Below are 20,903 nucleotides of genomic sequence, written 5' to 3' on the forward strand. Positions count from 1 at the left end.
CCGGGCCGGACGCCGCCGACCGCGATGCCCGCCCGGGGCCGCGGCCGCTCCGACCGCCGGCGCCGACGTGTTCGCCCCTCCGGGGAGGGCCGCGGCCCGGAACGGCGGCGCGGTTTTCGTGCCCGGTTTCCGACCCTAGGGCGCGGGGGCCGGAGTGAGGACGGGGGGCGGCAAGTCCGGGGGGCGGGGCCGGGGTTCGGCGTGCGGGGTGCAGGGGGGAGTGGGGGCGGTGGGGACGCGGCCGTGGAGGAGGTAGGCGCGGAGGTGGCCGTCGACGCAGGTGTTGGGGCCGCCGGAGAGGGCGTGCGAGCCGGCGCCGCGCTCGGTCACCAGGGCCGCGCCGGCCAGTCGCCGCTGTAGCTCCAGGGCGCCCCGGTAGGGGGCCGCCGCGTCCCGCTCGGCCGCCAGGACCAGCACCGGCGGCAGTTCGCCGGGCCCGGTGCGCACGTCCCGGGGGCGCTGCCGGGGCCCCGTCCAGGAGGCGCAGGGCAGGTCGGTCCGGACGTGGTCCCACGCCGTGAACGGGGCGCCGCGGGCCAGGCGCGCGGCGTCGGCCTCCCAGACCTTCCACGCGGTGGGCCAGGGGGCGTCGTTGCACCGCACCGCCGTGTACACGGCCCTCGTGTTCTCCTCCCGCGCAGCCAGCTCGGCCCGCGCCGCGGCGTCCGGCATCGGCCCCGCCTGGGCCAGCAACTGCCGGTCGTCGCCGTGGACGTACCCGGCGAGGGCCCGCGCGCGGTGCGGCCAGACCTCGTCGTGGTGGAGCGCGGTCAGCATCGCCGCGTGCAACTGCCCCGGCCCCACGGTCCCGCCGGCCGGCCGGGCCGCCAGGCGCGCGGACGCCCGCTCGTAGGCGCGCGCCACCGCACCGGCGTCACCGCCGAGCCCGTGGACGTCGTCGTGCCGCGCCACCCAGGCCCGGAAGTCGGCCCAGCGGGTCTCGTAGGCGGCGGGCCGGGCGAGGTGGCCGCGGTACCAGACGCGCGCCGGGTCCGGGTCCACCGGCGAGTCCAGGACCATCCGCCGCACGCGGTGCGGGAACAGGTCGGCGTACAGCGCGCCCAGGTAGCCGCCGTACGCGACGCCCAGGTAGGTCAGCCGCGGCTCGCCGAGCGCGGCGCGGACCACCTCCAGGTCGCGCGCGCTGTTCAGCGAGGTGTGGTGCCGCAGGGCCGCGCCGTTGCGGCGGGCGCACGCCGTGGCGTACCGCTCGGCCTCCGCCCGCCACTCCCGCAGCAGTGCCCGCGAGGGCCGCGTCGGCGCCGGGGACGGTCCCACGGGCCGCTCCGCGGGGTCCGCGCAGAGCAGCGGCGCGGAGCCGCCCACGCCGCGCGGGGCGTACCCGACCAGGTCGTACGCCTCGGCCAGGGGCTTCCAGGCGGGCGTCAGGGCGACGGCCGGGAACGACATGCCGGAGGCGCCCGGGCCACCGGGCCCGAACAGCAGCGCGCCCTGCCGGACGACCGTGCCGTCCGTGCCGCCGGTCGCCGCGGTGCGGCTGACCGTGAGCCGCAGGGACGGCCCGCCGGGGCGGGCGTAGTCCAGCGGGACGGCGACCGTGCCGCAGCGGGCCCTGCCCGGCATGGCGTGCTGCCCGGTGCACCGCCCCCAGCGGACCCCGTCCCGCCCGGCCCGCGCCGCCGCCACCGCGACCCCGCGCTCCTCGGCCGTGCCGACGGGGGCGGGGTCAGGGGCGGGCGCGGGCGCGGCGGTGGCGCCGGACGAGGCCAGCACGGCGAGGGCGGCGAACAGCGCGAGACGGCGCATGCGGTGTCCCTTCGGGCAGGGGGCGTCCCGAAGGATGTTTCGCCCGCCGCCCCGCGGGAGCAACGCGCCGCGCCGTGTCCCGGCCCGCGCCCCGCCCGGTGGCGCGAGATCGACAGCGCGCCGGGACCCGGCCCGCACTAGCCTGGCCCCATGGAGCAGTTCGACGGGGCGGACGTCGTCGCCTTCCCGGACGCGGCGGCCTTCGACGCCTGGCTGGCCGAGCACCACACCCGCCGCGAGGGGGTGTGGGTCAAGGTGGCGAAGAAGGCGTCGGGGATCGCGTCGGTCACGGACGGCGAACTGGTCGACGTCGGGCTCTGCTGGGGCTGGATCTCGGGGCAGCGCCGGGCCCTGGACGACCGGTACTACCTGCAGAGGTACGGGCCGCGACGGCCGAGGAGCCTGTGGTCGCGGGTGAACGTCGAGAAGGTCGCGGAGCTCGCGGCGGAGGGCCGCATGCGGGAACCCGGCCTCGCCGAGGTCCGGCGCGCGCAGGAGGACGGCCGCTGGGACCGCGCCTACGCGTCGCAGGCGACGGCCGCCGTCCCCGACGACCTCGCCGCCGCGCTCGCCGCGGACCCGGCGGCGCGTGCGGCGTTCGACGCGCTCGACCGGACCGCCCGCTACCTGGTCATGCTCCCGCTGCTGCAGGCGGCGACCCCGCGGGCCCGGCGGACGCGGCTCGAGCGGGCGGTACGCGACCTCGCGGCGGGGAGCCGCCCGGGCCGAGCCTGAGCCGTCCGGGCCGGGGCCGAGCCGCCCGGGCCGGGCTGAGGCACTCGGGCCGGGCTGAGGCACTTGGGGTGGGGCGCTCGGGGTGAGGCGCTCGGGTCTCGGCGGTGGGGCGGCCCGGCCGCCTGGTTCAGCGCTGCGGTTCCTCGCCCGTGCGGGCCGCGAACGCCGCCCGGAGCGCGGGCTCCTCCACCGCGGGCACGCCGTGCAGCGCCACCGTCGCCAGCAGGCGCGGCTCCTCGTCCAGGTCGGTCAGGCCCCTTCCCAGCGCGGCCACCAGCCGGTGACCGGCGGCGGAGGCACGCCGGGTGTACGGGTGGACCTCCATGCGGGTGATCAGCAGGGAGCCCAGCGCCAGCGCCAGCGGCGCGGCGAACCACGCGGCGGTCAGCCCGGCCGACGGCCCGCCCTCCTCGCCCGGCAGGACGACCGCCGCCGCGCCCAGGCCGGCCACCGCCACCGCGGCGGCGCGCACCCGCCGGACGCCGTCCGCGACGGTCCACGCCCCCTCCGGGACCGCCAGGCCCGCCGTGACCAGCCGCTCCGTCATCCCCCGCACCGCCGCGGCCGCGGCCACCGCCGTCCGCACCGGCGCTATCCGCCGCTGCCCGCCGGCTCCTATCGCGGCGAGCACCGACCCCTCGACCTCGTCCCGGCCCCGCGGGTCCACCACCGTCACCCAGCCGGTGTGGGCCAGCAGCAGCCGGCGTTCCCGGGCCATCGCCACCAGTGCCAGGTCGGCGACCCGCACGGGGCCGCCCGCCAGGAACGCCGCCTCGTACAGCGTCAGCGACGCGCGGTCGGCGCCGCGCCGGTCGACGGCCGCGGCGACCACCGCCGCGCGGCACAGGCGGACACAGGCCGCCCCCACGAGAACCCACGCCGCCATCAGCAGGAACACCCACACCATGCGGAGTTTCTACGTCACCGGACCGCCGCGGCACCACGGGTCGTTCACGATCCGGACACACTCCTTCACCGACCTGGTCAACCGCCCAGCAGCACACGGCGGGTGGCGCGGGCGACGCGCGCGGCGGGGGTCCGCGGCAGCGGTGCCGGACCCGAGCGCGCCAGCCACCAGGCCCGCAGCCGGTTGCGGCGGCGGGCGTTCTCCGGGCGGCCGGACAGCAGCAGGTGCTCCGCGAAGTCCAGCGCGTCCTTGCGGTGGCCGCCGGTCAGCGGCCGTGCGATCGCGTAGGCGACGAACAACGGGCGGTACGACTCGCCCAGGACGCGCGGGAGTTCGGGCGCGACCTTGGCGACGATCCCCGCCCGCTTGGCGGCCAGCGCCCGCGCCTGCACGCGGACCCGGGCCCGGTCGAACCCCTCCGGCACGGGGCCGTCGGCCACCAGCGCGGACAGCAGCGAGGCCTGGGCCACGCCGACGCGCTGCCGGGCGCCGTCCGACGCCGGGGCCACGGCGGGGCGTTCACCGGCCGCGGGGCCGGCCGGGGCGGCCGTCGCCGCCACCGCCGCCCCCGAGGTGGCCGTCCCCGAGGTGGCCGTCGCCGACGCGGCGGTCCCTGACGCGGCCGTCGCCGACGCGCGGCCACGGGCCACCGCCGCCCGGATCGACTCCATCTCCCGCTCCAGCTCGGCGGCGCGCGGGAAGTCGTCGTCCCGCTCCAGCAGCACGCCGGGCGGGGACACCCGCGAGGTCAGGTCGGCGAGGACGTCCAGCACCGGCTCCGGCACCGGGTGCGCGTGACTGTCGTGCCAGACGCCGTCCTTGAGCACGCCGCCCGCCACGTGGACGTAGGCGATCGCCTCCACCGGCAGCTCGTCCAGCGCCTTCGCGGTGTCCTCGCCCCGGTTGACCTGGTTGGTGTACAGGTTCGCGACGTCGATCAGCAGCCGCACCCCGGTGCGCTCCACCAGTTCGTGGAGGAACTGCCCCTCGGTGAGCTCCTCGCCCGGCCAGGCCAGCAGCGCGGCGATGTTCTCCACCGCGAGCGGCACCGGCAGCGCGTCCTGCGCGATCCGCACGTTCTCGCAGAGCACGTCCAGCGCGTCGCGGGTGCGCGGCACGGGCAGCAGGTGTCCCGCCTCCAGCGCGGGGGAGGCGGTGAGGTCGCCGCCCGCGCGGACGAAGGCGATGTGCTCCGTCACCAGCGGCGCGTCCAGCAGCCGCGCCCGCTCGGCCAGCGCCTCCAGCCGCCCCGCGTCGGGCCGTCCGGCCCCGCCGAGCCCCAGCGACACCCCGTGCGGCACCACCGTCACGCCGCGCTCCCGCAGCCGGACCAGCGCGTCGGGCAGGTGCGAGGCGCAGAGGTTCTCCGCGACCACCTCGACCCAGTCGATGCCGGGCATCGCCTCCACGGCGTCCGCGATCTCCGGCCGCCAGCCGATCCCCGTCCCCAGGTGCGCCATCGTCGCCCTCCCCCGCCCGTCACCGTGTACCTGGTGTACCTGTCCGTGTGAGGGAGTCTTGGCCCAGGGGGAGGGCCGACGAATCGCTTCCGCCCGTATTCAGAGCTTGATTTGAGCTAGCGACGCCCAGGCGGTGAGGCGGCCGGTTCTCCGGCGGTGAGGCCGCCGGTCCTCAGGCGGTGAAGCCGCCGTCGACGGCGATCGAGGCTCCGGTGACGTACGAGGCGTCCGCACTCGCCAGGTGGGCGACGGTCGCCGCGATCTCGGCCGCCTCCGCGTAGCGTCCCACCGCCGTGAAGCCGGCGATCACCTCGGCGTTCGGTCCGTCGGCCGGGTTGGTGTCCGTGTCGGTCGGACCGGGGATCACCAGGTTCACGGTGACTCCCCGCGGGCCGAGCTCCCGGGCCAGGCCCTTCGTCATCCCGACCAGCGCCGACTTGCTCATCGCGTACAGCGCCAGCCCCGGGAAGACCGCGCGCTCGGCGACGTTGCTGCCGATGCTGATGACGCGGCCGCCCCGTTCCATGTGCCGCACCGCCGCCCGGGAGGCCGTGAACGGCGCGCGGACGTTCACCGCCAGGGTGCGCTCGATGTCCTCCGGCCCCAGCTCGTCGAGGGGGCCGACGAGGAAGACGCCCGCGTTGTTGACCAGGACGTCGAGCCTGCCGAACGCCGCGGCGGCCTCGTCCACCGCGGCGACCAGCGCCTCCGGGTCCGCGCTGTCGGCCCGGACGGCCAGGGCCCGGCGCCCCGCGGCCTCGATCCGCTCCACCACCTCGGCGGCGCGGTCCGCGCCGTTCTCATAGGTGAGGACGACGTCGGCGCCCTCCTCGGCCAGTCGCAACGCCACGGCCGCACCGATGCCCCGGCTGCCGCCCGTCACCAGGGCCACGTTTCCTTCGAGTCGGTTCATGCCGTGGAGCCTCGCCGCTCCCGGGCCCAGAAGCTGGCGGGAATCCGACCTCGCGTTCGGCGCGGCCGTCGCTCCGGCCTGCGGAAAGGGGCGGCGAGGGGGTGTGTGAGACTCGTTCGGGGCCGTCGGTCGCGCCGCGCCCGGTGGACTCGTACCAAGGAGCAGATCATGCGCAACACCAGGGCCGGTGCCGGACGCACGGCCGTCGCCGTGGCGGCGGCGGGCCTCCTCGCCGGATGCGGCACCTCGTCCGCGGGGACCGCCGCCGCGGAGACCGCTTCCGCGGACGCGGGACCGAAGGCCGTCCTCGCGGACGTGCGGGCGGCCGTCAGGTCCGCCGGGCTGCCCGAGCGCGAGGTGGTCGAGGGCTTCCCCGAGCAGGATGTGGCCGAGGTCTTCTCCGAGCGGGCCCCGGACTCCGGCCTGGACGCCGGGCAGCGGCGGAAGGTCGCGGCCCTCACCCGTGAGCTGGCGCCCTGTCACGTCTCGTGGGCGACGGGTCCGACGGGTCCGACGGGCAACGATCCGGCCGAGCGACGGCAGGAGTTCGAAGCCGTGCTCGCGGGCTTCGAGGCGCGGGGCTGGAAGGAGCGCCGGCCCGTCAAGGAGGTGGAGTTCGGCGACGACGGCACGCTCCGCAACGCCGTGCACCACAAGCGGGGCTGGACCACGTACGCCCAGCACACGGAGAGCCGGGACTGGATCGCGACCTCCGTCATGGTGACCCAGGACTCCTGCTTCGACCGGCTCACCGACGAGGAGGAGGACCTCCTGGAGCGCGCCTTCGACTGACCCCCGGCTACCGGACCCGCGAGGGCGCGGCGGGCCGGCGCAGGGCGGGGTGGTCGGCGATCACCGTGCAGGAGCCGGGGGCGATCTCGGTGAAGCCGGCGTCGCGGACCACGGGCAGGCGCGCGGCCAGCAGGCCCGCCCAGCGGTCGGGGGCGGCGGTGCGGACGGAGAGGGCGAAGCCGGTGTCCCGCCAGGCGGCGCGGTCGGCGTCGGTCAGCTCCCACCAGGCGAGCTGCGCGGCGTGACCGGTCTGGGCCATCGCCTTGCCGGCCGACATGTCCAGCTCGGGGTTGAGCCACAGGACGGGCGCGGCGGGGTCGGCGGGCGGGGGCGGCTCGGGGTCGTCCAGGTCGGTCCCGGACACCTGGAGCTTGGCGAGCTCCTTGGGCCAGCCGTCCAGCGGGACCGGCGGGTAGACGCGGACCTCGGCCGACCCGCCGGTCACGGTGACGCCGGGCAGCGTCTGCGCCTTGCGCCACTCGCCGCCGCGGGCGCGGCGGACGACCTTGCGGATGCGGGCGTCCTGCCAGGCGTCGATCGCGGCGGCCCACTCGCCGTCACCGGTGGAGCGGGGGTCGTCCAGGACGGTCAGCACCGCGCGGGCGGAGGTCTCCAGGGCGTCCGTGCGGGCGGGAGGGTCCGTCTTCTCCAGCCGGACGACCAGGGGGAGGACGTACTGGGGCTTGTCGTCCCGCGGGTCCGCGGCGGTATGGAAGGGCGAGGTCGTCACCCGCCCAGTCTGCCAAAACGCCCCCACCGGGACCCGTCAGGGGCCCCGGTGGGAGCGCGGCGGCCGTTCGGTCAGGTGTCCTCGCGGCGGCGCAGGGCCCGCCGGGGGAGGGGACGGGTCGCCGGGCCCTGGAGGACCGAGCCGTCGGGGGAGAAGCGGGAGCCGTGGCAGGGGCACTCCCACGCCCGTTCCGCCGCGTTGAAGCAGACCAGGCAGCCCAGGTGGGTGCAGCGCGCGGACACCGCGTGGAGTTGCCCCGCGTCGTCCCGGTGGACGGCCACCGACTCGCCGCCGACCCGCACCACCGCGCCGTCGCCCGGCTCGATGTCCTCCACCGCGGCCCCCGACCGCGCCGCGGCGAGCCGGTCGCCCACGAAGTGGCCGGCGACCTTCGCCTGCGTCTGCAGGAACCGCGGCGCCTCCCGCAGCACCGGCGCCAGCCGCCGCGGGTCGTACAGCTCCGCCCACGGGCTGCTGCCGCCGTCGATCAGCGTGGCCAGCAGCCGGCCGGCCATGATGCCGCCGCTCATCCCCCAGCCGCGGAACCCGGTCGCCACCCACAGCCCCGGCGAACCGGACGGCATGGGCCCCACGAGCGGCACGGTGTCGGTGGCGTCGGTGTCCTGGGTGGCCCAGCCGTACATCGGCTCGACGCCGGGGAAGGTGGCCGTCATCCAGTCCGTGAGCCGCCGGAACCGCTCCTCCGGGTCGCCCGTGCCGGGCGTGATGTGCTCACCGGTGATGATCAGCAGGCGCTTCCCGGGGGTGTCCAGCGGCGCGGTCCGCACCGACCGGGTGTTCTCCTCGGACGTGATGTACATGCCGTCCGGGTCCAGGGCGGCCGGAATCCGCCCGGCCACCGCGAACTCCCGGCGCGGCGAGAGCCGCGAGAAGAGCAGCGACCGGTCGAACACCGGGTAGTGGGTGGCGACGACGACGTCCCGGGCCCGCACCACGTTCCCGGTGTCCGTCTCCAGGGTGTGCGGCTCGCCCTCGGTCAGCCCGGTGACCCGCGTGTTCTCGTGGATCAGGGCGCCCTGCGCGGCCAGGTCCGCGGCGAGGGCCAGCAGGTAGTTCCGCGGGTGGAACTGCGCCTGCCCGTCCACCCGCACCGCCCCCGCCACCGGGAACGGCAGCCCGGTGTCCTGCGTGAAGACGGCCGGCAGCCCCGCCTCCCGGGCCGCCTCGGCCTCGGCGCGCACCTGGTCCGCCTGGTCCGGGTCGGTGACGTACGAGTACGCGCTGCGGGGTTCCCAGTCGCAGTCGATGCCGAGTTCCTCGACCAGCGACGCGGCGTGCTCGATCGCCTCGGTCTGCGACCGGGCGTACAGACGGGCGCCGTCCGGGCCGCGGGTCCTGCGCAGGTGGGCGTAGACCATGCCGTGCAGGGCGGTCAGCTTGGCGGTGGTGTACCCGGTGACGCCGCCGGCCAGCCGGCCCGCGTCCAGCACGGCCACGGTCCGTCCGGCCCGCATCAGCTCGTGCGCCGTGCTGAGGCCGGCGATGCCCGCGCCGACGATCGCGACGTCGACGTCCATGTCCGAGGCCAGGGCGGGGTACGGCTCGTCGCCGGGGGCCGTCCGCATCCAGTACGACGGTCCGAGCGGAGGGTAACGAGTGCTCATGCCGCGCCGGGTACCCCGTCCCCCCGAGCTCACCGCACGATGATCCGGCAGGGCCCGGAGGGAGGCCGCGCGGCCGGCGCGCAGGACAGCAAGAACGGTCGGGCGGCCGCCGTCCGCGGCGGCGCAGACTGTCCGTATGACCGGACGTGACCGCCTGCGCGAACTGCTCGACGCCGTGCTCGACGAGGACAACCGCACCCTCGGCGAGATGGCACGGGACGCCTTCGTCTCGCCCTACCACTTCAACCGCACCCTCTCCCGGGCGGCGGGCGAGGCCCCCGTGGCCATGCGGCGGCGGGTGCTCCTGGAACGCGCGGCCTGGCGGCTCGCCCAGGGGCGGAGCGTCACGGAGGCGGCGTGGGAGGCGGGCTACGAGTCGGTCGAGGGCTTCGGCCGGGCCTTCCTGCGGGCCTTCGGCCGGCCGCCGAGCAGCGTCGAGGAGGGGACCGGGCACTGGCTGCCCGCGCCCAACGGCATCCACTTCCACCCGCCGACCTCGCTCTGGGTGAGCGCCACGGAGCACACCATGAACCCGCTGACGGAACAGCTCGTCGCCCACGACCTGGACGACACCCGGTACCTGCTGGAGCGGGCGAAGGGACTGCCCGAGGAGGAGTTCCGCGCCCGGCGGCTGCCGGGGCTGACCGTCCAGGAGTGGTTCGGCCCGGAGGAGTCGGTCCAGGCCCTGCTGGAGCACCACGTGCACTCCCTGGAGAGCTGGCTGGCGTCGATCGAGGGCCGGGACCTGCCCGACCGCGACCCGGAGGCGGGCGCGGCGGCGCTGCTGGAGCGGCACGACGCGGTGGCGCCGCGCTGGCTGGCGGCGGTCCGGGACATCGACCGGCGCGGCGGCTGGGACGACCGGCTGATCGACGCGCTGTGCGACCCGCCGGAGAGCTTCCTGCTCAGCGGCGTGGTCGCGCACGTCCTCACCTACGCGGCGCACCGGCGGCAACTGGTGCGGCACCTGATGCGGACGGCCGGGTGCCCGGTCGACGCCGGCGACCCGATCACCTGGCTGCGGACGCGACGCGGCGAGACGTCCGCCGACGCCTGACGGCGCCTGACGGCCCTGACGGCCCTGACGGCCCTGACGGCCCTGACGGCGCCTGACGGCCCTGACGGCGCCTGACGGCCCTGACGGCCCTGACGGCGCCTGACGGCCCTGACGGCCCGACGACGCCTGACGGCCCTGACGGCCCTGACGGCCCTGACGGCGCCTGACGGCCCTGACGGCCCGACGACGCCTGACGGCCCTGACGGCCCTGACGGCCCTGACGGCCCTGACGGCCCTGACGGCGCCTGACGGCCCTGACGGCGCCTGACGGCGCCTGACGGCGCCTGACGGCGCCTGACGGCCCCGAGGACGCCTGACGGCCCCGACGGCCTCCGAAGACGTCCCGGCCCCCGGCCCTCCCGCACCGACCCGACCTGCCTGACCGACTTGACCCGCACGACCTGCCCGACGAGCCCGACCCGCCTGGAGGAACCGATGCTGATCTACTACACCGCCACCACCCTCGACGGCTTCCTCGCCGACCCGGACGACTCCCTGGAGTGGCTGCTGCGCCAGCCGGAGGGCGACGAGGGCTTCGGCGGGGGCCCGTTCGGGATGGACACGCTCATGGCCCGCACCGGGGCGATGGTGATGGGCTCGACGACCTACGAGTGGATCCTCCGGCACGAGGTGGCGGCCGGGCAGCCGTGGCCGTACACGATGCCCACGTGGGTGATGACCGGCAGGGACCTCGCCCCGGTGGAGGGCGCGGACATCCGGTTCGCCTCCGGTGACGTGCGGAAGGTGTGGGACGAGGTGACGGCGTCGGCCGGGGACAAGGACGTCTGGGTGGTGGGCGGCGGCGACCTCGCCGGGCAGTTCGCCGATGCCGGGCTGCTGGACGAGGTGGTCGTGTCGATCGCGCCGGTCACCCTGGGGGCGGGGCGGCCGCTGCTGCCGCGGCGGCTGGAGCTGGAGCTGGTGGAGAGCGCGACGATGGGGCCCGCCATGCTCTGCGCGCGCTACCGCGTCACCGGCCCCCTGCTGGAGGACCGGCGCCCCTGACGGGAGGCGGTTCCGGGGCGGCGCTGGCACAAGGGCCCGCGCCGCCCCGGCGGCGTCTCAGCCCCCCGCGGCGACCAGCGGCTTCGCGTCCCGCGCCAGCGCGGTGAGCCGGGAGATCGCCCGGAAGTACTTCTTCCGGTACCCGCCCGCCAGCATCTCCGCGCTGAACAGCTCGTCGAACGGCGCCCCGGAGGCCATCACCGGCACCTCACGGTCGTAGAGCCGGTCGGCGAGGACGACCAGCCGCAGCGCCGTGGACTGGTCGGGCACGGCCGTCACCCCGGTGAGGCACACCGCCGCCAGGTCGTCCGTCAGCGCGCCGTAGCGGCTGGGGTGGACCCGCGAGAGGTGGTCGAGCAGAGCGGGGAAGTCGTCCAGCGAGGCCCCCGGGGTGGCGTGCGCGACCCGCCGCACCTGGTCGTCGGTGAACGGCGGCGGCGCCTCGGGCAGGCCGCGGTGGCGGTAGTCCTCGCCGTCGATGCGCAGCGTGCGGAAGTGCGCGGACAGTCCCTGGATCTCGCGCAGGAAGTCCGCCGCGGCGAACCGGCCCTCGCCCAGCTTGCCCGGCAGCGTGTTGGAGGTGGCGGCCAGCGCGACGCCCGCCTCCACCAGCTTGCCCAGCAGGCTGGACACCAGCACCGTGTCGCCCGGGTCGTCGAGTTCGAACTCGTCGATGCAGAGCAGCCGGTGCCCGGAGAGGGTGCGGACCGTCTGCTGGAAGCCCAGCGCGCCCACCAGGTTGGTGAGCTCCACGAACGTGCCGAACGCCTTCAGCGAGGGGTCCGCCGGGGTGGCGTGCCACAGCGAGGCCAGCAGGTGGGTCTTGCCGACGCCGTACCCGCCGTCGAGGTACACGCCCCGCGGCCCGGACGGGGCCGCCGGCCTGGTTCTGAGCCCGAACAGCCGGCGCATCGTGCCGCCGCCCGGGTCCGCGGCGGGGGAGGAGTCCAGCCCGGCGGCGAACTCCTCGAGGACCCGGACCGCCTCGCTCTGGCTGGGCTGGTTCGGGTCCGGGATGTACGTCCCGAAACGGGCGGCGCCGAAGCGCGGCGGTGGCACCATCTCCGCCACCAGGCGGTCGGCGGGGACATGGGGCTCACGGGCGCACAGGGACTGCGGGGCCGTTTCGGCTATGGGTCCGCGACCGGTGGCGGAGGTGGAAGGCGACACACTTCCCCATGCTAAACGGCATGTCACACTGCGTGTCATGCGACGCCTGTTCCCTGTGACCCAAGAGACAGTCATCACGACGGCCGAGCCGGGCCGCGAGTGGACCCTCGACGAACTGGCCGACGCCTACGCGTACCCCGGCAATCCGAACGGCCCGCAGCGCGGTCCCGGCGGCGGGGAGCCCTGGCTGCGCGCCAACATGGTCTCCACCCTCGACGGCGCGGCCCAGCACGACGGCCGCTCGCACCCCATCTCCAGCGCCACCGACATGCGGATCTTCGGCACGCTGCGGGCGCTGGCCGACGTGGTCGTGGTCGGCGCGGAAACGGTCCGGCAGGAGGGCTACCGGCCCGCCCGCGCCCGCAAGGAGTTCGCCGCCCGGCGCGAGGCCGCGGGGCAGGGGCCCGCGCCCGCCGTCGCCGTCGTCTCGGCCGGCCTCGAGCTGGACTTCTCCCTGCCGCTGTTCACCTCGCCGCTGGTGCCCACCCTGATCCTGACCGGTGCCGCCGCGGACCCGCACCGGATCGCCGCCGCGGAGAAGACGGGCACGCGGGTGGTCGTCGCGGGCGACGGCATGGGCGTGGACCCCGCGCGGGCGGTGCACGCGCTGGCGGAGCTCGGCCACACCCGTCTGCTCACCGAGGGCGGGCCGCGCCTGCTGGGGCAGATGATCGCCGCGGGCGTGCTGGACGAGCTGTGCCTGACCGTCTCCCCGATGCTCACGGCCGGCGATGCCCAGCGCATCGCGGGCGGCCCCTCCGTCGCCGTCCCGCACCACTTCACGCTGGCCTCGCTCCTCGAGGAGGACGGCTTCCTCTTCACCCGCTACCACCGCGCCTGAGCCGGCCCGGTGGCCGGGATTGAGCGGCCCCATCGGTGGAACATGGAGATCTCCCGCCGCACCCGACCGCACGAAAAGCGTAGGTCCGCACCGGAAGGACGGGGCAGGATGGTTTCAGCAGCGGTCCGAGGACCCGCCGCCGGCCACGGACGACCGACCGCGGGCCCCTCAGGTCCGTGAACCGAGAGAAGGGGCGCCCACGTGTTCACGAGCGTATTGATGATCGAGAAGGCCCTGACCTCGGCCGACGTCGAGTTCGTCACCACCCTGCACGGTGACGAGCCGGTCACCTTCCACGTCCTCCTCCAGCCCCGCGGCGACCAGGCCGACCGACTGCTGCGCGCCATCGACGACATCGCCATCGGCGCGCTGGACGAGGCGGCCCGGGAGGCCGCCCAGCCCGAGGGCAAGGACGCCGCCGAGCAGGGCCGCCAGGCCCTCGACATCTCCCTGGTGGCGCTGCGCGCCGCAGGCAGCGAGGCCGAGGGGCGGCTGGTCGAGGACCACCCGCTGGACGAGCTGAGAGCCGTCGTGGAGGAGGTCGGCGCGGACGAGGTCATCGTGCTGACCGACCCGCACTACGTGGAGGAGTTCTTCCACCGCGACTGGGCCTCGCGGGCCCGCCACAAGGTGGGCGTCCCGGTCCTCAAGCTCTTCTCGCACAGCCGCACGCAGGGCCAGGCCCCGGCCTGACCCGGACGGGCCACCCGGGGGAGGCCGCGCCGCCCCCGGTCCGGCCGTCCGGGGCGGTGACCGGCGTCGGTACTAGGCTGTGCGCGGACACGACCGCACCACCGCAGGGGAGACACGCATGGCACCCGGCCTGCCCACCGCCATGGACCGACCGCACTTCATCGGCATCGGCGGCGCCGGTATGTCGGGCATCGCGAAGATCCTCGCCCAGCGGGGCGCCAAGGTCGCCGGCAGCGACGCCAAGGACTCGCCGACCGCCGAGGCGCTGCGCGCCCTGGGCGTCACGGTCCACGTCGGCCACGACGCCGCCCACCTCGCCGACGACGCCACCTGCGTCGTCGTCTCCTCCGCGATCCGCGAGGACAACCCGGAGCTGGTCCGCGCCGCCGAGCTCGGCATCCCCGTCGTCCACCGTTCGGACGCACTGGCCCGCGTGATGGACGGCCTGCGGCCCATCGCCGTCGCCGGGACCCACGGCAAGACCACCACCACCTCCATGCTGGCGGTCTCCCTGGGCTCCCTCGGCCTGGACCCGTCGTACGCCATCGGCGGCGACCTCGACGCCCCCGGCTCCAACGCCGCCCACGGCGCCGGCGAGATCTTCGTCGCCGAGGCCGACGAGTCGGACCGCAGCTTCCACAAGTACGCCCCCGAGGTCGCCATCGTCCTCAACGTGGAGCTCGACCACCACGCGAACTACGCCTCCATGGAGGAGATCTACGACTCCTTCCGGATCTTCGCCGGAAAGATCGTCCCCGGCGGCACGCTGGTGATCTCCGCCGACCACGAGGGCGCCCGCGAGCTCACCCGCCGCCTCGAGAACACCGGCATCCGCACGGTCACCTACGGCGAGTCCCCGGACGCCGACGTGCGCGTGGGCGCCGTCGTCGCCAAGGGCCTGACCAGCGACGTCACCGTCCAGATCGACGACGCCCCGCTCACCTTCACGGTCTCCGTGCCCGGCCGCCACTACGCCCACAACGCGGTCGCCGCCCTCGCCGCGGGCGTGGCCCTGGGCATCCCGGCCGAGAAACTGGCGCCCGCGATCGCCGCCTACAAGGGCGTCAAGCGCCGGCTCCAGCTCAAGGGGGAGGCGGCCGGCGTCCAGGTGATCGACTCCTACGCGCACCACCCGACCGAGATGACCGCCGACCTGGAGGCGATGCGCGCCGGTCTTCCCGAGGGCGGCCGGATACTGGTCCTGTTCCAGCCGCACCTGTTCTCCCGCACCCAGGAGCTCGGCACCGAGATGGGCCAGGCCCTCGCGCTCGCCGACGCCTCCGTGGTCCTCGACATCTACCCGGCCCGCGAGGACCCGATCCCGGGCATCACCAGCGAGCTGATCATCGACGCCGCCCGGGAGACCGGCGCCGACGTCACCGCCGTCCACGACAAGGCCGCCGCGCCCGGCGTCCTCGCGGGAATGGCCAAGCCCGGTGATCTCGTTCTCACCATGGGAGCGGGCGACGTCACCGACCTCGGCCCGCTGATCCTGGACCGACTCGCAGAGCAGAAGTAAGAGCACAAGGAAGAGGGGTGGGCGCAACCATGGCCTACGAGGTCGAGAAGCCCGACGAGCAGTGGCGCGCGGAACTCAGCCCCGAGGAGTACGCCGTCCTCCGCCAGGCCGGAACCGAACGCCCCTTCACCGGCGAGTACACGGACACCAAGGCCAAGGGCGTGTACTCCTGCCGTGCCTGCGGGGCCGAGCTCTTCACGTCCGACACCAAGTTCGAGTCCCACTGCGGCTGGCCGTCCTTCTACGACCCGAAGGACTCCGACGCCGTCGAACTGATCCAGGACACCTCGCACGGCATGATCCGCACCGAGGTCCGCTGCGCGCGCTGCGGCTCCCACCTCGGCCACGTCTTCGAGGGTGAGGGCTACCCCACCCCGACGGACCAGCGGTACTGCATCAACTCCATCTCCCTGCGCATGGAGCCGGCGGAGGGCTGAGCCCGTTGTGCATTCCGCCGGGCCCCGGCCGCACGCGCGGCCGGGGCCCGGTGCGTGCGTCATCTGCGTCGCGATCCGCAGGGCAACCGCTTGCCCGGCAGTAATACGCGTCATACGCTTGAGCGCATGGCCAGGACCAGGATCAGCATCAGTCTTGAGCAGGAGCAGGCGGAACGCATCCGCCGGCACGCGGACCGTGCCGGGATGGACGTCTCGGCCTACCTGGTGCACGCCGCGACGCGACAGATGGCCGAGACCGAGGCCATAGAGGAACAGTTCGCGGGCGTGGACGCGGTGATCGCCGCGGCTGAGGCCGAGGCGGCACGTGCGGGAGAGCTGCCCGAGGAGCCGCTCGCCGACCTGACGGAGGAGGAGCGGCAGGAGGTCGAACGGGCTCTCGACCTGGTGTACGGGGCGGACCGGCCTGCCGCGCGGCCGGGAGAAGCGGCTTGAGCGCGCGCGTGCCCGTGTACGACACGGGGATGCTCATCGCACTCGCGGACCGCAAGGCCAAGGCTGTGCACCTGCACGAAGCGATGAGGGCGACTCCGCACCGTGCGGTCGTGCTGGGGCCCGTGCTGGCGCAGGTGTGGCGTCCGGCCCCGAGCCTGGTGCACGCCCTCGCGGGTGTTCTCGGCGACTGCACCGTGCCGCAGGCTCGTGGCTCCGCCCCGCCGATGCGCGACACCCGGGCCGGTCGGCCCGAGTGCATCGGATGCCTGGCGGGTCCTGTCCTCACCGACTGGCGCCGGGTCGGCACGGCTCTGGGACAGGCGGCCCTCCCGGGGAAGAAGAAACCCGACGCCGTGGACGCGTGGGTGGCGCTGGCCGCGGCCAAGCACGGCAGCGCGGTGATCTTCACCAGCGATCCGGAGGACATCACGGCGTACCTGGCGGTGCTCGACCCGCCGGACGTGCACGTACACACCGTGTGAGCCGGGGGCACCCCCGGCAGAACCGGGCCGCCGTCCACCGGTCGGTGGACGGGAGGTTCAACCGGTCGCTGCTGTCGGCGCCCCACCCCCGCCGACCAGCATGGACGGCATGACAACTCTCCCCGTGCGTATGGCTCGTCGCAGCGCCGCCCACCCGTGGCGCGGCATCGTCGGCTGGTTCGTGTTCGTCGTCCTCTGCCTCGGCGTCGGCATGGCCGCCGGCTCCAACCCGGCCACCACCGAGGACTTCCGCATCGGTGAGGCAGGGCGCGGCGAGGAGATCGCCGCCGAGGGCGGACTGCAGCAGCGTCCCGTCGAACACGTCCTGATCACCGCGAGGCCGGGCACCGGAAAGCTGGACCTCGCCGCCGCCGACGCGGCCGCCGCGGACGTCGCCGCCCGGATGCGCGCCCTGCCCGAGGTGCTCGCCGTCGCCGACCCCGTCCGCAGCGCGGACGGCACCGCGGTCCGGGTCACCGTCACCCTCGAGGGACCGGAGCTCGAGGGCAAGAAGCGCGTCGACGCGCTGATCGGCGAGACCACCGCCGCGCAGAAGGCCCACCCCGGGCTGCGCGTCGAGGAGACCGGATCACCCTCGATCAGCAAGGGCGTCGACAAGCTCCGCGGCGACGACCTCGCCCGCACCGAGATGATCGCCCTCCCGGTCACCCTGCTCACCCTGCTGCTGGTCTTCCGCTCCCTCGCCATGGCCCTCGTCCCGCTGCTGCTCGCCCTCTCCTCGATCGCCGCGGCCGTCGGCCTGTCCATGGTGGCCTCGCACGCCTTCCCCGACGCCGGAGTGGGCACCAACGTCATCCTGCTGATCGGCCTCGCCGTCGGCGTCGACTACACGCTCTTCTACCTCAAGCGCGAACGGGAGGAACGGGCCCGAGGGGGCGGCAGGCTGAGCTCCCGGGCCGTCGTCGAGATCGCCGCCGCCACCTCCGGCCGCGCCGTCGTCCTCTCCGGCCTCGCCGTCGCCGTCTCCAGCGCCACGCTCTACCTCGCCGACGACGTCATCTTCTCCTCCATCGCCACCGGCGCCGTCGTCGTCACCCTCGTCGCCGTCGTCAGCTCCCTCACCGTGCTCCCCGCCCTCCTCGCCGTCCTGGGCGCCCGCGCCGAACGGCGGGCCGAGCGCCGGGTGGCCCGAGGGCTCGCGCCGAAGAAGCGGAAGCCCGCGAGGACCGGCCCCGGCCGCCTGACCGCCGCCGTGCTGCGCCCCGTGGCCCGGCGTCCCGTCGCCACGCTCACCGTCACCGTCGTCGGCCTGCTGGCGCTCGCCGCCCCGGTCCTCGGCCTGAAGCTCACCGACATGGGCCGCGAGACCCACTCCCGGGCCATCGTCGCCATGCAGGTCTACGACCGGCTCAACGCCGCCTTCCCCGAGCTCAAGTCCATGCACCAGGTCGTCGTCCGCGCCGGCGCCGACCGCGCCCCCGAGGTGGCCGCCGCGCTGCGCGACCTCGCCTCCGGCCTCGAGGACGACCCCCGTCTCAGCGGCGCCGCACGGCTCACCACCTCGCCCGACCGGCGGATCAGCATGCTCCAGATCCAGGTCCCGCACCACGTCAGCAGCGACCAGGCCAGGACCTCGCTGGAGGACATCCGCACCACCCACGTCCCCGATACCGTCGGCCGGGTGCGGGGCGCCGAGACCGCGGTGACCGGCGACGTCGCCCGCTACACGGACTATCCGGCCCACCAGGAACGGAAGCTGCCCCTGATCATCGGCGCGCTGCTCCTGGTCACCTTCGCCATGACCGTCCACGCCTTCCGCTCCGTCGTCCTCGGCCTGGTCGGCGTCGTCCTCAACCTGCTCTCCGCGGCCGCCTCCCTCGGCATCCTCGTCCTGGTCTTCCAGCACACCTGGGCCGAAGGACTGGTCGACTTCACCTCCACCGGATCGATCGGATCCCGCGTCCCGCTGTTCCTCTTCGTCATCCTGTTCGGCCTGTCGATGGACTACCAGGTGTTCGTGATCAGCCGGATCCGGGAGGCCGCCCTGCGCGGAGTCCCGACCCGCGAGGCCGTCGTCGACGGCATCGGCAGCTCGGCCGGCGTGGTCACCAGCGCCGCCGTGGTCATGGTCACCGTCTTCGCCAGCTTCGCCGCCCTGCACCTCATCGAGATGAAGCAGATCGGGTTCAGCCTCGTCGTCGCCGTCCTCCTGGACGCCTTCGTCATCCGGATGCTGGTGCTTCCCTCCCTGATGCTGCTGCTCGGCGAGGCCAACTGGTGGCCCTCCCGGGGAGTGGGCCGGGCCCGCCGCACCCGCCGCGCCGAAGAGCAGGCCGCCCGCCCCCTCACCTCGGTAGGCTGACCGGGCCCGACCACCTCCGACGATCCTCCTCAACTCCCCGACGACAGAGGTGAACCAGCGTGAGTCCGAGGCAGCGGCCGGACAGCCGGCCGAGCGAGGTCCGCGCCCTGCGCTGGAACTCCGCGGGCTGGATCCTGTTCGGTCCGCTTCCTCCGGCCGTCGCCGCGCTCGACGCGGCGGCGGCCCGCCGCGCCTGGCTGCTCGGCCTGCTCGCCCTGATCGCGCTCTGCCACGTCCTGGCGTTCACCCGGGCCCGCCGGCCGGTCCTGCCTCCCCGCGCGTACCTGACCGTCCTCGCCCTGGTCCTCGGCGCGACGTCCTACCTGCTCGGCGGCGGGGCGGCCTTCTACACCGTGTCCCTGCCGCAGTTCTGGCTCCTCGGCCGCACCCCGCGGCAGGCGATCACCCTCAGCGGGGCCGCGGCCGCCCTCACCGTCCTGGGCGGCGTCCTCGACCAGGGGTGGAGCCCCCAACTCCTCACCGGGAACGCCGCGTTCACCGTCGTCGCCTACGCCGCCGGGGTGGCCACCGGGCTGTGGGCGCACCGCCTGACGGCCCGCAGCGAGGCGCGGCAGGCGCAGCTCGCCGCGGAACTGGCGTCCAGCCAGGCGGAGTTGGCGGCGGCATACCAGCGTCAGGGCGCCGCGGAGGAACGCGAGCGGCTGGCCCGGGAGATCCACGACACCCTCGCCCAGGGGTTCGCCTCCATCGTGGTCCTCGCCGAGGCCGCCCGTGCGGCAGCGCCCACCGACCCGGCGCGCTGCGTCGAGCAGCTCACCTCCATCGAGCGGACCGCCCGCGAGAACCTGGCCGAGGCCCGGGTCCTCGTCGGCGCCGCCCCCGAGAGCGGCGTCGCCGCCGGCCCTCCGGCCGCCACCCTGCGCCGGACCCTGGACCGCTTCGCCCAGGACACCGGCCTCGCCGTGACCGCCGAACTCCCCGACATCGACGTCGACCTCGACCGGCGCACCCGCGTCGCCCTGCTGCGCTGCACCCAGGAGACCCTCGCCAACGTGCGCAAACACGCCGGCGCCTCCACCGTGGGCGTCGTGCTCACCGAGATCCCCGGCGGCATCGAACTGGAGATCACCGACGACGGCCGAGGCTTCGTCGTCGAGGAGGCCCGCGGCTTCGGCCTCGACGGCATGCGGCGGCGGCTCGCCGAACTCGACGGCGACCTGTCCGTCACCAGCTCGCTCGGGGACGGCACCCGCGTCCTCGTCACCCTCCCCGCCCAGAGTCAGGACGGCCGATGACCGACGCCCCGCACGACCGGATCCGTGTGGTGGTGGTCGACGACCACACCGTGATGCGCGCCGGAGTCGTCGCCCTGCTGGCCGGCGAACCGTCCCTGGAGATCGTGGGCGAGGCGGGCGACGGCCGTGAGGGCGTCGCCCTCGTCGAACGGCTCGCCCCCGACGTGGCCCTCCTCGACCTGCGGATGCCGGTCCTCGACGGCGTCGCCGCCACCGCGGAGATCGTCGCCCTGCCCGCGCCCACCCGCGTCCTCGTCCTCACCACCTACGACACGGACGCCGAGATCGAACGGGCCGTGGAGGCCGGTGCGGTCGGCTACCTGCTCAAGGACACCACCCGCGAGCAGCTCGCCGACGCCATCCGCTCCGCGGCGCGCGGCGAGACCGTCCTGGCGCCCAAGGTCGCCGAACGCCTGGTCGCCCGGATGCGCCGCCCCGAGCAGGCCGCGCTCACCGCCCGCGAACGGGAGGTGCTGCGCGCGGTCGCCGACGGGCTGTCCAACGCCGAGATCGGCCGCCGTCTGGTCATCGGCGAGGCCACCGTCAAGACCCATCTGCTGCGGGTCTTCGCCAAGCTGGACGTCAGCGACCGCACCCGCGCCGTGGTGGTCGCCATGGAGCGCGGGCTGCTCGGGGGCCCCTGAGCCGTCCGCCCGGCACGACCTGACGGACGGTCCGCCGCTCGCCGGTCTCGCGCCGCCCGGCGAACTCACGGGCGCCCGGGTGCCGGCCGGCACC

The 20,903-nt window shown here is 75.3% G+C and carries 20 protein-coding genes; 13 read left to right on the forward strand and 7 right to left on the reverse strand.

Features of this window, described 5'->3' with window-relative positions:
• Positions 1-135: 135 nt before the first annotated feature.
• The gene (locus tag ABZ836_RS29810) at positions 136-1,767 is read right to left on the reverse strand and encodes an alpha/beta hydrolase (RefSeq protein WP_361147393.1); all 1,632 of its coding nucleotides are present in this window, start codon (positions 1,765-1,767) and stop codon (positions 136-138) included.
• 150 nt (positions 1,768-1,917) lie between these two features.
• On the opposite strand from ABZ836_RS29810, the gene ABZ836_RS29815 reads away from it, so the two are divergent.
• Complete coding sequence (locus tag ABZ836_RS29815; RefSeq protein ID WP_356129262.1) at positions 1,918-2,502, forward strand: YdeI/OmpD-associated family protein; 585 nt, start codon at positions 1,918-1,920, stop codon at positions 2,500-2,502.
• A gap of 127 nt (positions 2,503-2,629) precedes the next feature.
• Here the strand turns inward: ABZ836_RS29815 and ABZ836_RS29820 are convergent, their stop codons facing one another.
• The 3 genes from ABZ836_RS29820 to ABZ836_RS29830 all read right to left on the reverse strand — a co-directional run bounded on the left by ABZ836_RS29820 (position 2,630) and on the right by ABZ836_RS29830 (position 5,782).
• Positions 2,630-3,409, reverse strand: a complete 780-nt coding sequence (locus ABZ836_RS29820; protein WP_356129260.1) for a TIGR04222 domain-containing membrane protein — start codon at positions 3,407-3,409, stop codon at positions 2,630-2,632.
• Between the two features lie 77 nt (positions 3,410-3,486).
• Positions 3,487-4,869 carry a DUF692 domain-containing protein gene (locus tag ABZ836_RS29825; protein WP_361147396.1) on the reverse strand — a complete coding sequence of 461 codons (1,383 nt, stop codon included), beginning with the start codon at positions 4,867-4,869 and terminating at the stop codon, positions 3,487-3,489.
• A gap of 172 nt (positions 4,870-5,041) precedes the next feature.
• A complete protein-coding gene (locus tag ABZ836_RS29830; protein WP_361147399.1) occupies positions 5,042-5,782 on the reverse strand; it encodes a 3-oxoacyl-ACP reductase family protein in 741 nt (246 codons plus the stop codon).
• Positions 5,783-5,950: 168 nt separating this feature from the next.
• Between ABZ836_RS29830 and ABZ836_RS29835 the strand changes: the two genes are divergently transcribed.
• Positions 5,951-6,574 (forward strand): hypothetical protein, encoded by a 624-nt coding sequence (locus ABZ836_RS29835; RefSeq protein ID WP_361147402.1) that lies wholly within the window; start codon positions 5,951-5,953, stop codon positions 6,572-6,574.
• 7 nt (positions 6,575-6,581) lie between these two features.
• Here ABZ836_RS29835 and ABZ836_RS29840 read toward each other — a convergent pair whose 3' ends face one another.
• Together ABZ836_RS29840 and ABZ836_RS29845 are read right to left on the reverse strand one after the other, a co-directional pair.
• Positions 6,582-7,304: an aminoacyl-tRNA hydrolase gene (locus ABZ836_RS29840; protein ID WP_361147405.1), complete on the reverse strand. Its 723-nt coding sequence runs from the start codon at positions 7,302-7,304 to the stop codon at positions 6,582-6,584.
• Positions 7,305-7,375: 71 nt separating this feature from the next.
• Positions 7,376-8,929, reverse strand: coding sequence for an FAD-dependent oxidoreductase (locus tag ABZ836_RS29845; protein ID WP_361147408.1), 1,554 nt, complete (start codon positions 8,927-8,929; stop codon positions 7,376-7,378).
• A 136-nt stretch (positions 8,930-9,065) separates the two neighbouring features.
• On the opposite strand from ABZ836_RS29845, the gene ABZ836_RS29850 reads away from it, so the two are divergent.
• Positions 9,066-9,986 (forward strand): helix-turn-helix domain-containing protein, encoded by a 921-nt coding sequence (locus tag ABZ836_RS29850; RefSeq protein ID WP_361147411.1) that lies wholly within the window; start codon positions 9,066-9,068, stop codon positions 9,984-9,986.
• 435 nt (positions 9,987-10,421) lie between these two features.
• A complete protein-coding gene (locus ABZ836_RS29855; RefSeq protein ID WP_356129246.1) occupies positions 10,422-10,991 on the forward strand; it encodes a dihydrofolate reductase family protein in 570 nt (189 codons plus the stop codon).
• A 57-nt stretch (positions 10,992-11,048) separates the two neighbouring features.
• Here ABZ836_RS29855 and zapE read toward each other — a convergent pair whose 3' ends face one another.
• Positions 11,049-12,161 (reverse strand): cell division protein ZapE, encoded by a 1,113-nt coding sequence (zapE, locus tag ABZ836_RS29860; protein WP_361147414.1) that lies wholly within the window; start codon positions 12,159-12,161, stop codon positions 11,049-11,051.
• 37 nt (positions 12,162-12,198) lie between these two features.
• Between zapE and ABZ836_RS29865 the strand changes: the two genes are divergently transcribed.
• The 9 genes from ABZ836_RS29865 (at position 12,199) to ABZ836_RS29905 (ending at position 20,809) form a co-directional block, all read left to right on the forward strand.
• On the forward strand, positions 12,199-13,002 hold the full coding sequence (locus tag ABZ836_RS29865) for a pyrimidine reductase family protein (protein ID WP_361147417.1): 804 nt from the start codon (positions 12,199-12,201) through the stop codon (positions 13,000-13,002).
• A 201-nt stretch (positions 13,003-13,203) separates the two neighbouring features.
• Positions 13,204-13,695: an indole-3-glycerol phosphate synthase gene (locus ABZ836_RS29870; RefSeq protein ID WP_356129240.1), complete on the forward strand. Its 492-nt coding sequence runs from the start codon at positions 13,204-13,206 to the stop codon at positions 13,693-13,695.
• A 118-nt stretch (positions 13,696-13,813) separates the two neighbouring features.
• Positions 13,814-15,214, forward strand: coding sequence for a UDP-N-acetylmuramate--L-alanine ligase (gene murC / locus ABZ836_RS29875; RefSeq protein ID WP_361147420.1), 1,401 nt, complete (start codon positions 13,814-13,816; stop codon positions 15,212-15,214).
• A 29-nt stretch (positions 15,215-15,243) separates the two neighbouring features.
• The gene (gene msrB / locus ABZ836_RS29880; protein ID WP_356129743.1) at positions 15,244-15,651 is read left to right on the forward strand and encodes a peptide-methionine (R)-S-oxide reductase MsrB; all 408 of its coding nucleotides are present in this window, start codon (positions 15,244-15,246) and stop codon (positions 15,649-15,651) included.
• A 126-nt stretch (positions 15,652-15,777) separates the two neighbouring features.
• Complete coding sequence (locus ABZ836_RS29885) at positions 15,778-16,104, forward strand: hypothetical protein (RefSeq protein ID WP_361147423.1); 327 nt, start codon at positions 15,778-15,780, stop codon at positions 16,102-16,104.
• Between the two features lie 29 nt (positions 16,105-16,133).
• On the forward strand, positions 16,134-16,586 hold the full coding sequence (locus tag ABZ836_RS29890) for a hypothetical protein (protein WP_361147426.1): 453 nt from the start codon (positions 16,134-16,136) through the stop codon (positions 16,584-16,586).
• A gap of 109 nt (positions 16,587-16,695) precedes the next feature.
• A complete protein-coding gene (locus tag ABZ836_RS29895; protein ID WP_361147429.1) occupies positions 16,696-18,909 on the forward strand; it encodes an MMPL family transporter in 2,214 nt (737 codons plus the stop codon).
• A gap of 59 nt (positions 18,910-18,968) precedes the next feature.
• Entirely contained in the window at positions 18,969-20,165 is a 1,197-nt protein-coding gene (locus ABZ836_RS29900; protein ID WP_361147432.1) for a sensor histidine kinase, read from the forward strand.
• Positions 20,162-20,809 carry a response regulator transcription factor gene (locus ABZ836_RS29905; RefSeq protein WP_356129232.1) on the forward strand — a complete coding sequence of 216 codons (648 nt, stop codon included), beginning with the start codon at positions 20,162-20,164 and terminating at the stop codon, positions 20,807-20,809. Before ABZ836_RS29900 ends, ABZ836_RS29905 begins: the two co-directional genes overlap by 4 nt.
• The last annotated feature ends 94 nt before the right edge of the window (positions 20,810-20,903 follow it).

It is taken from the genome of Streptomyces sp. NPDC047130 (assembly GCF_040643475.1).
Classification (GTDB): domain Bacteria; phylum Actinomycetota; class Actinomycetes; order Streptomycetales; family Streptomycetaceae; genus Streptomyces.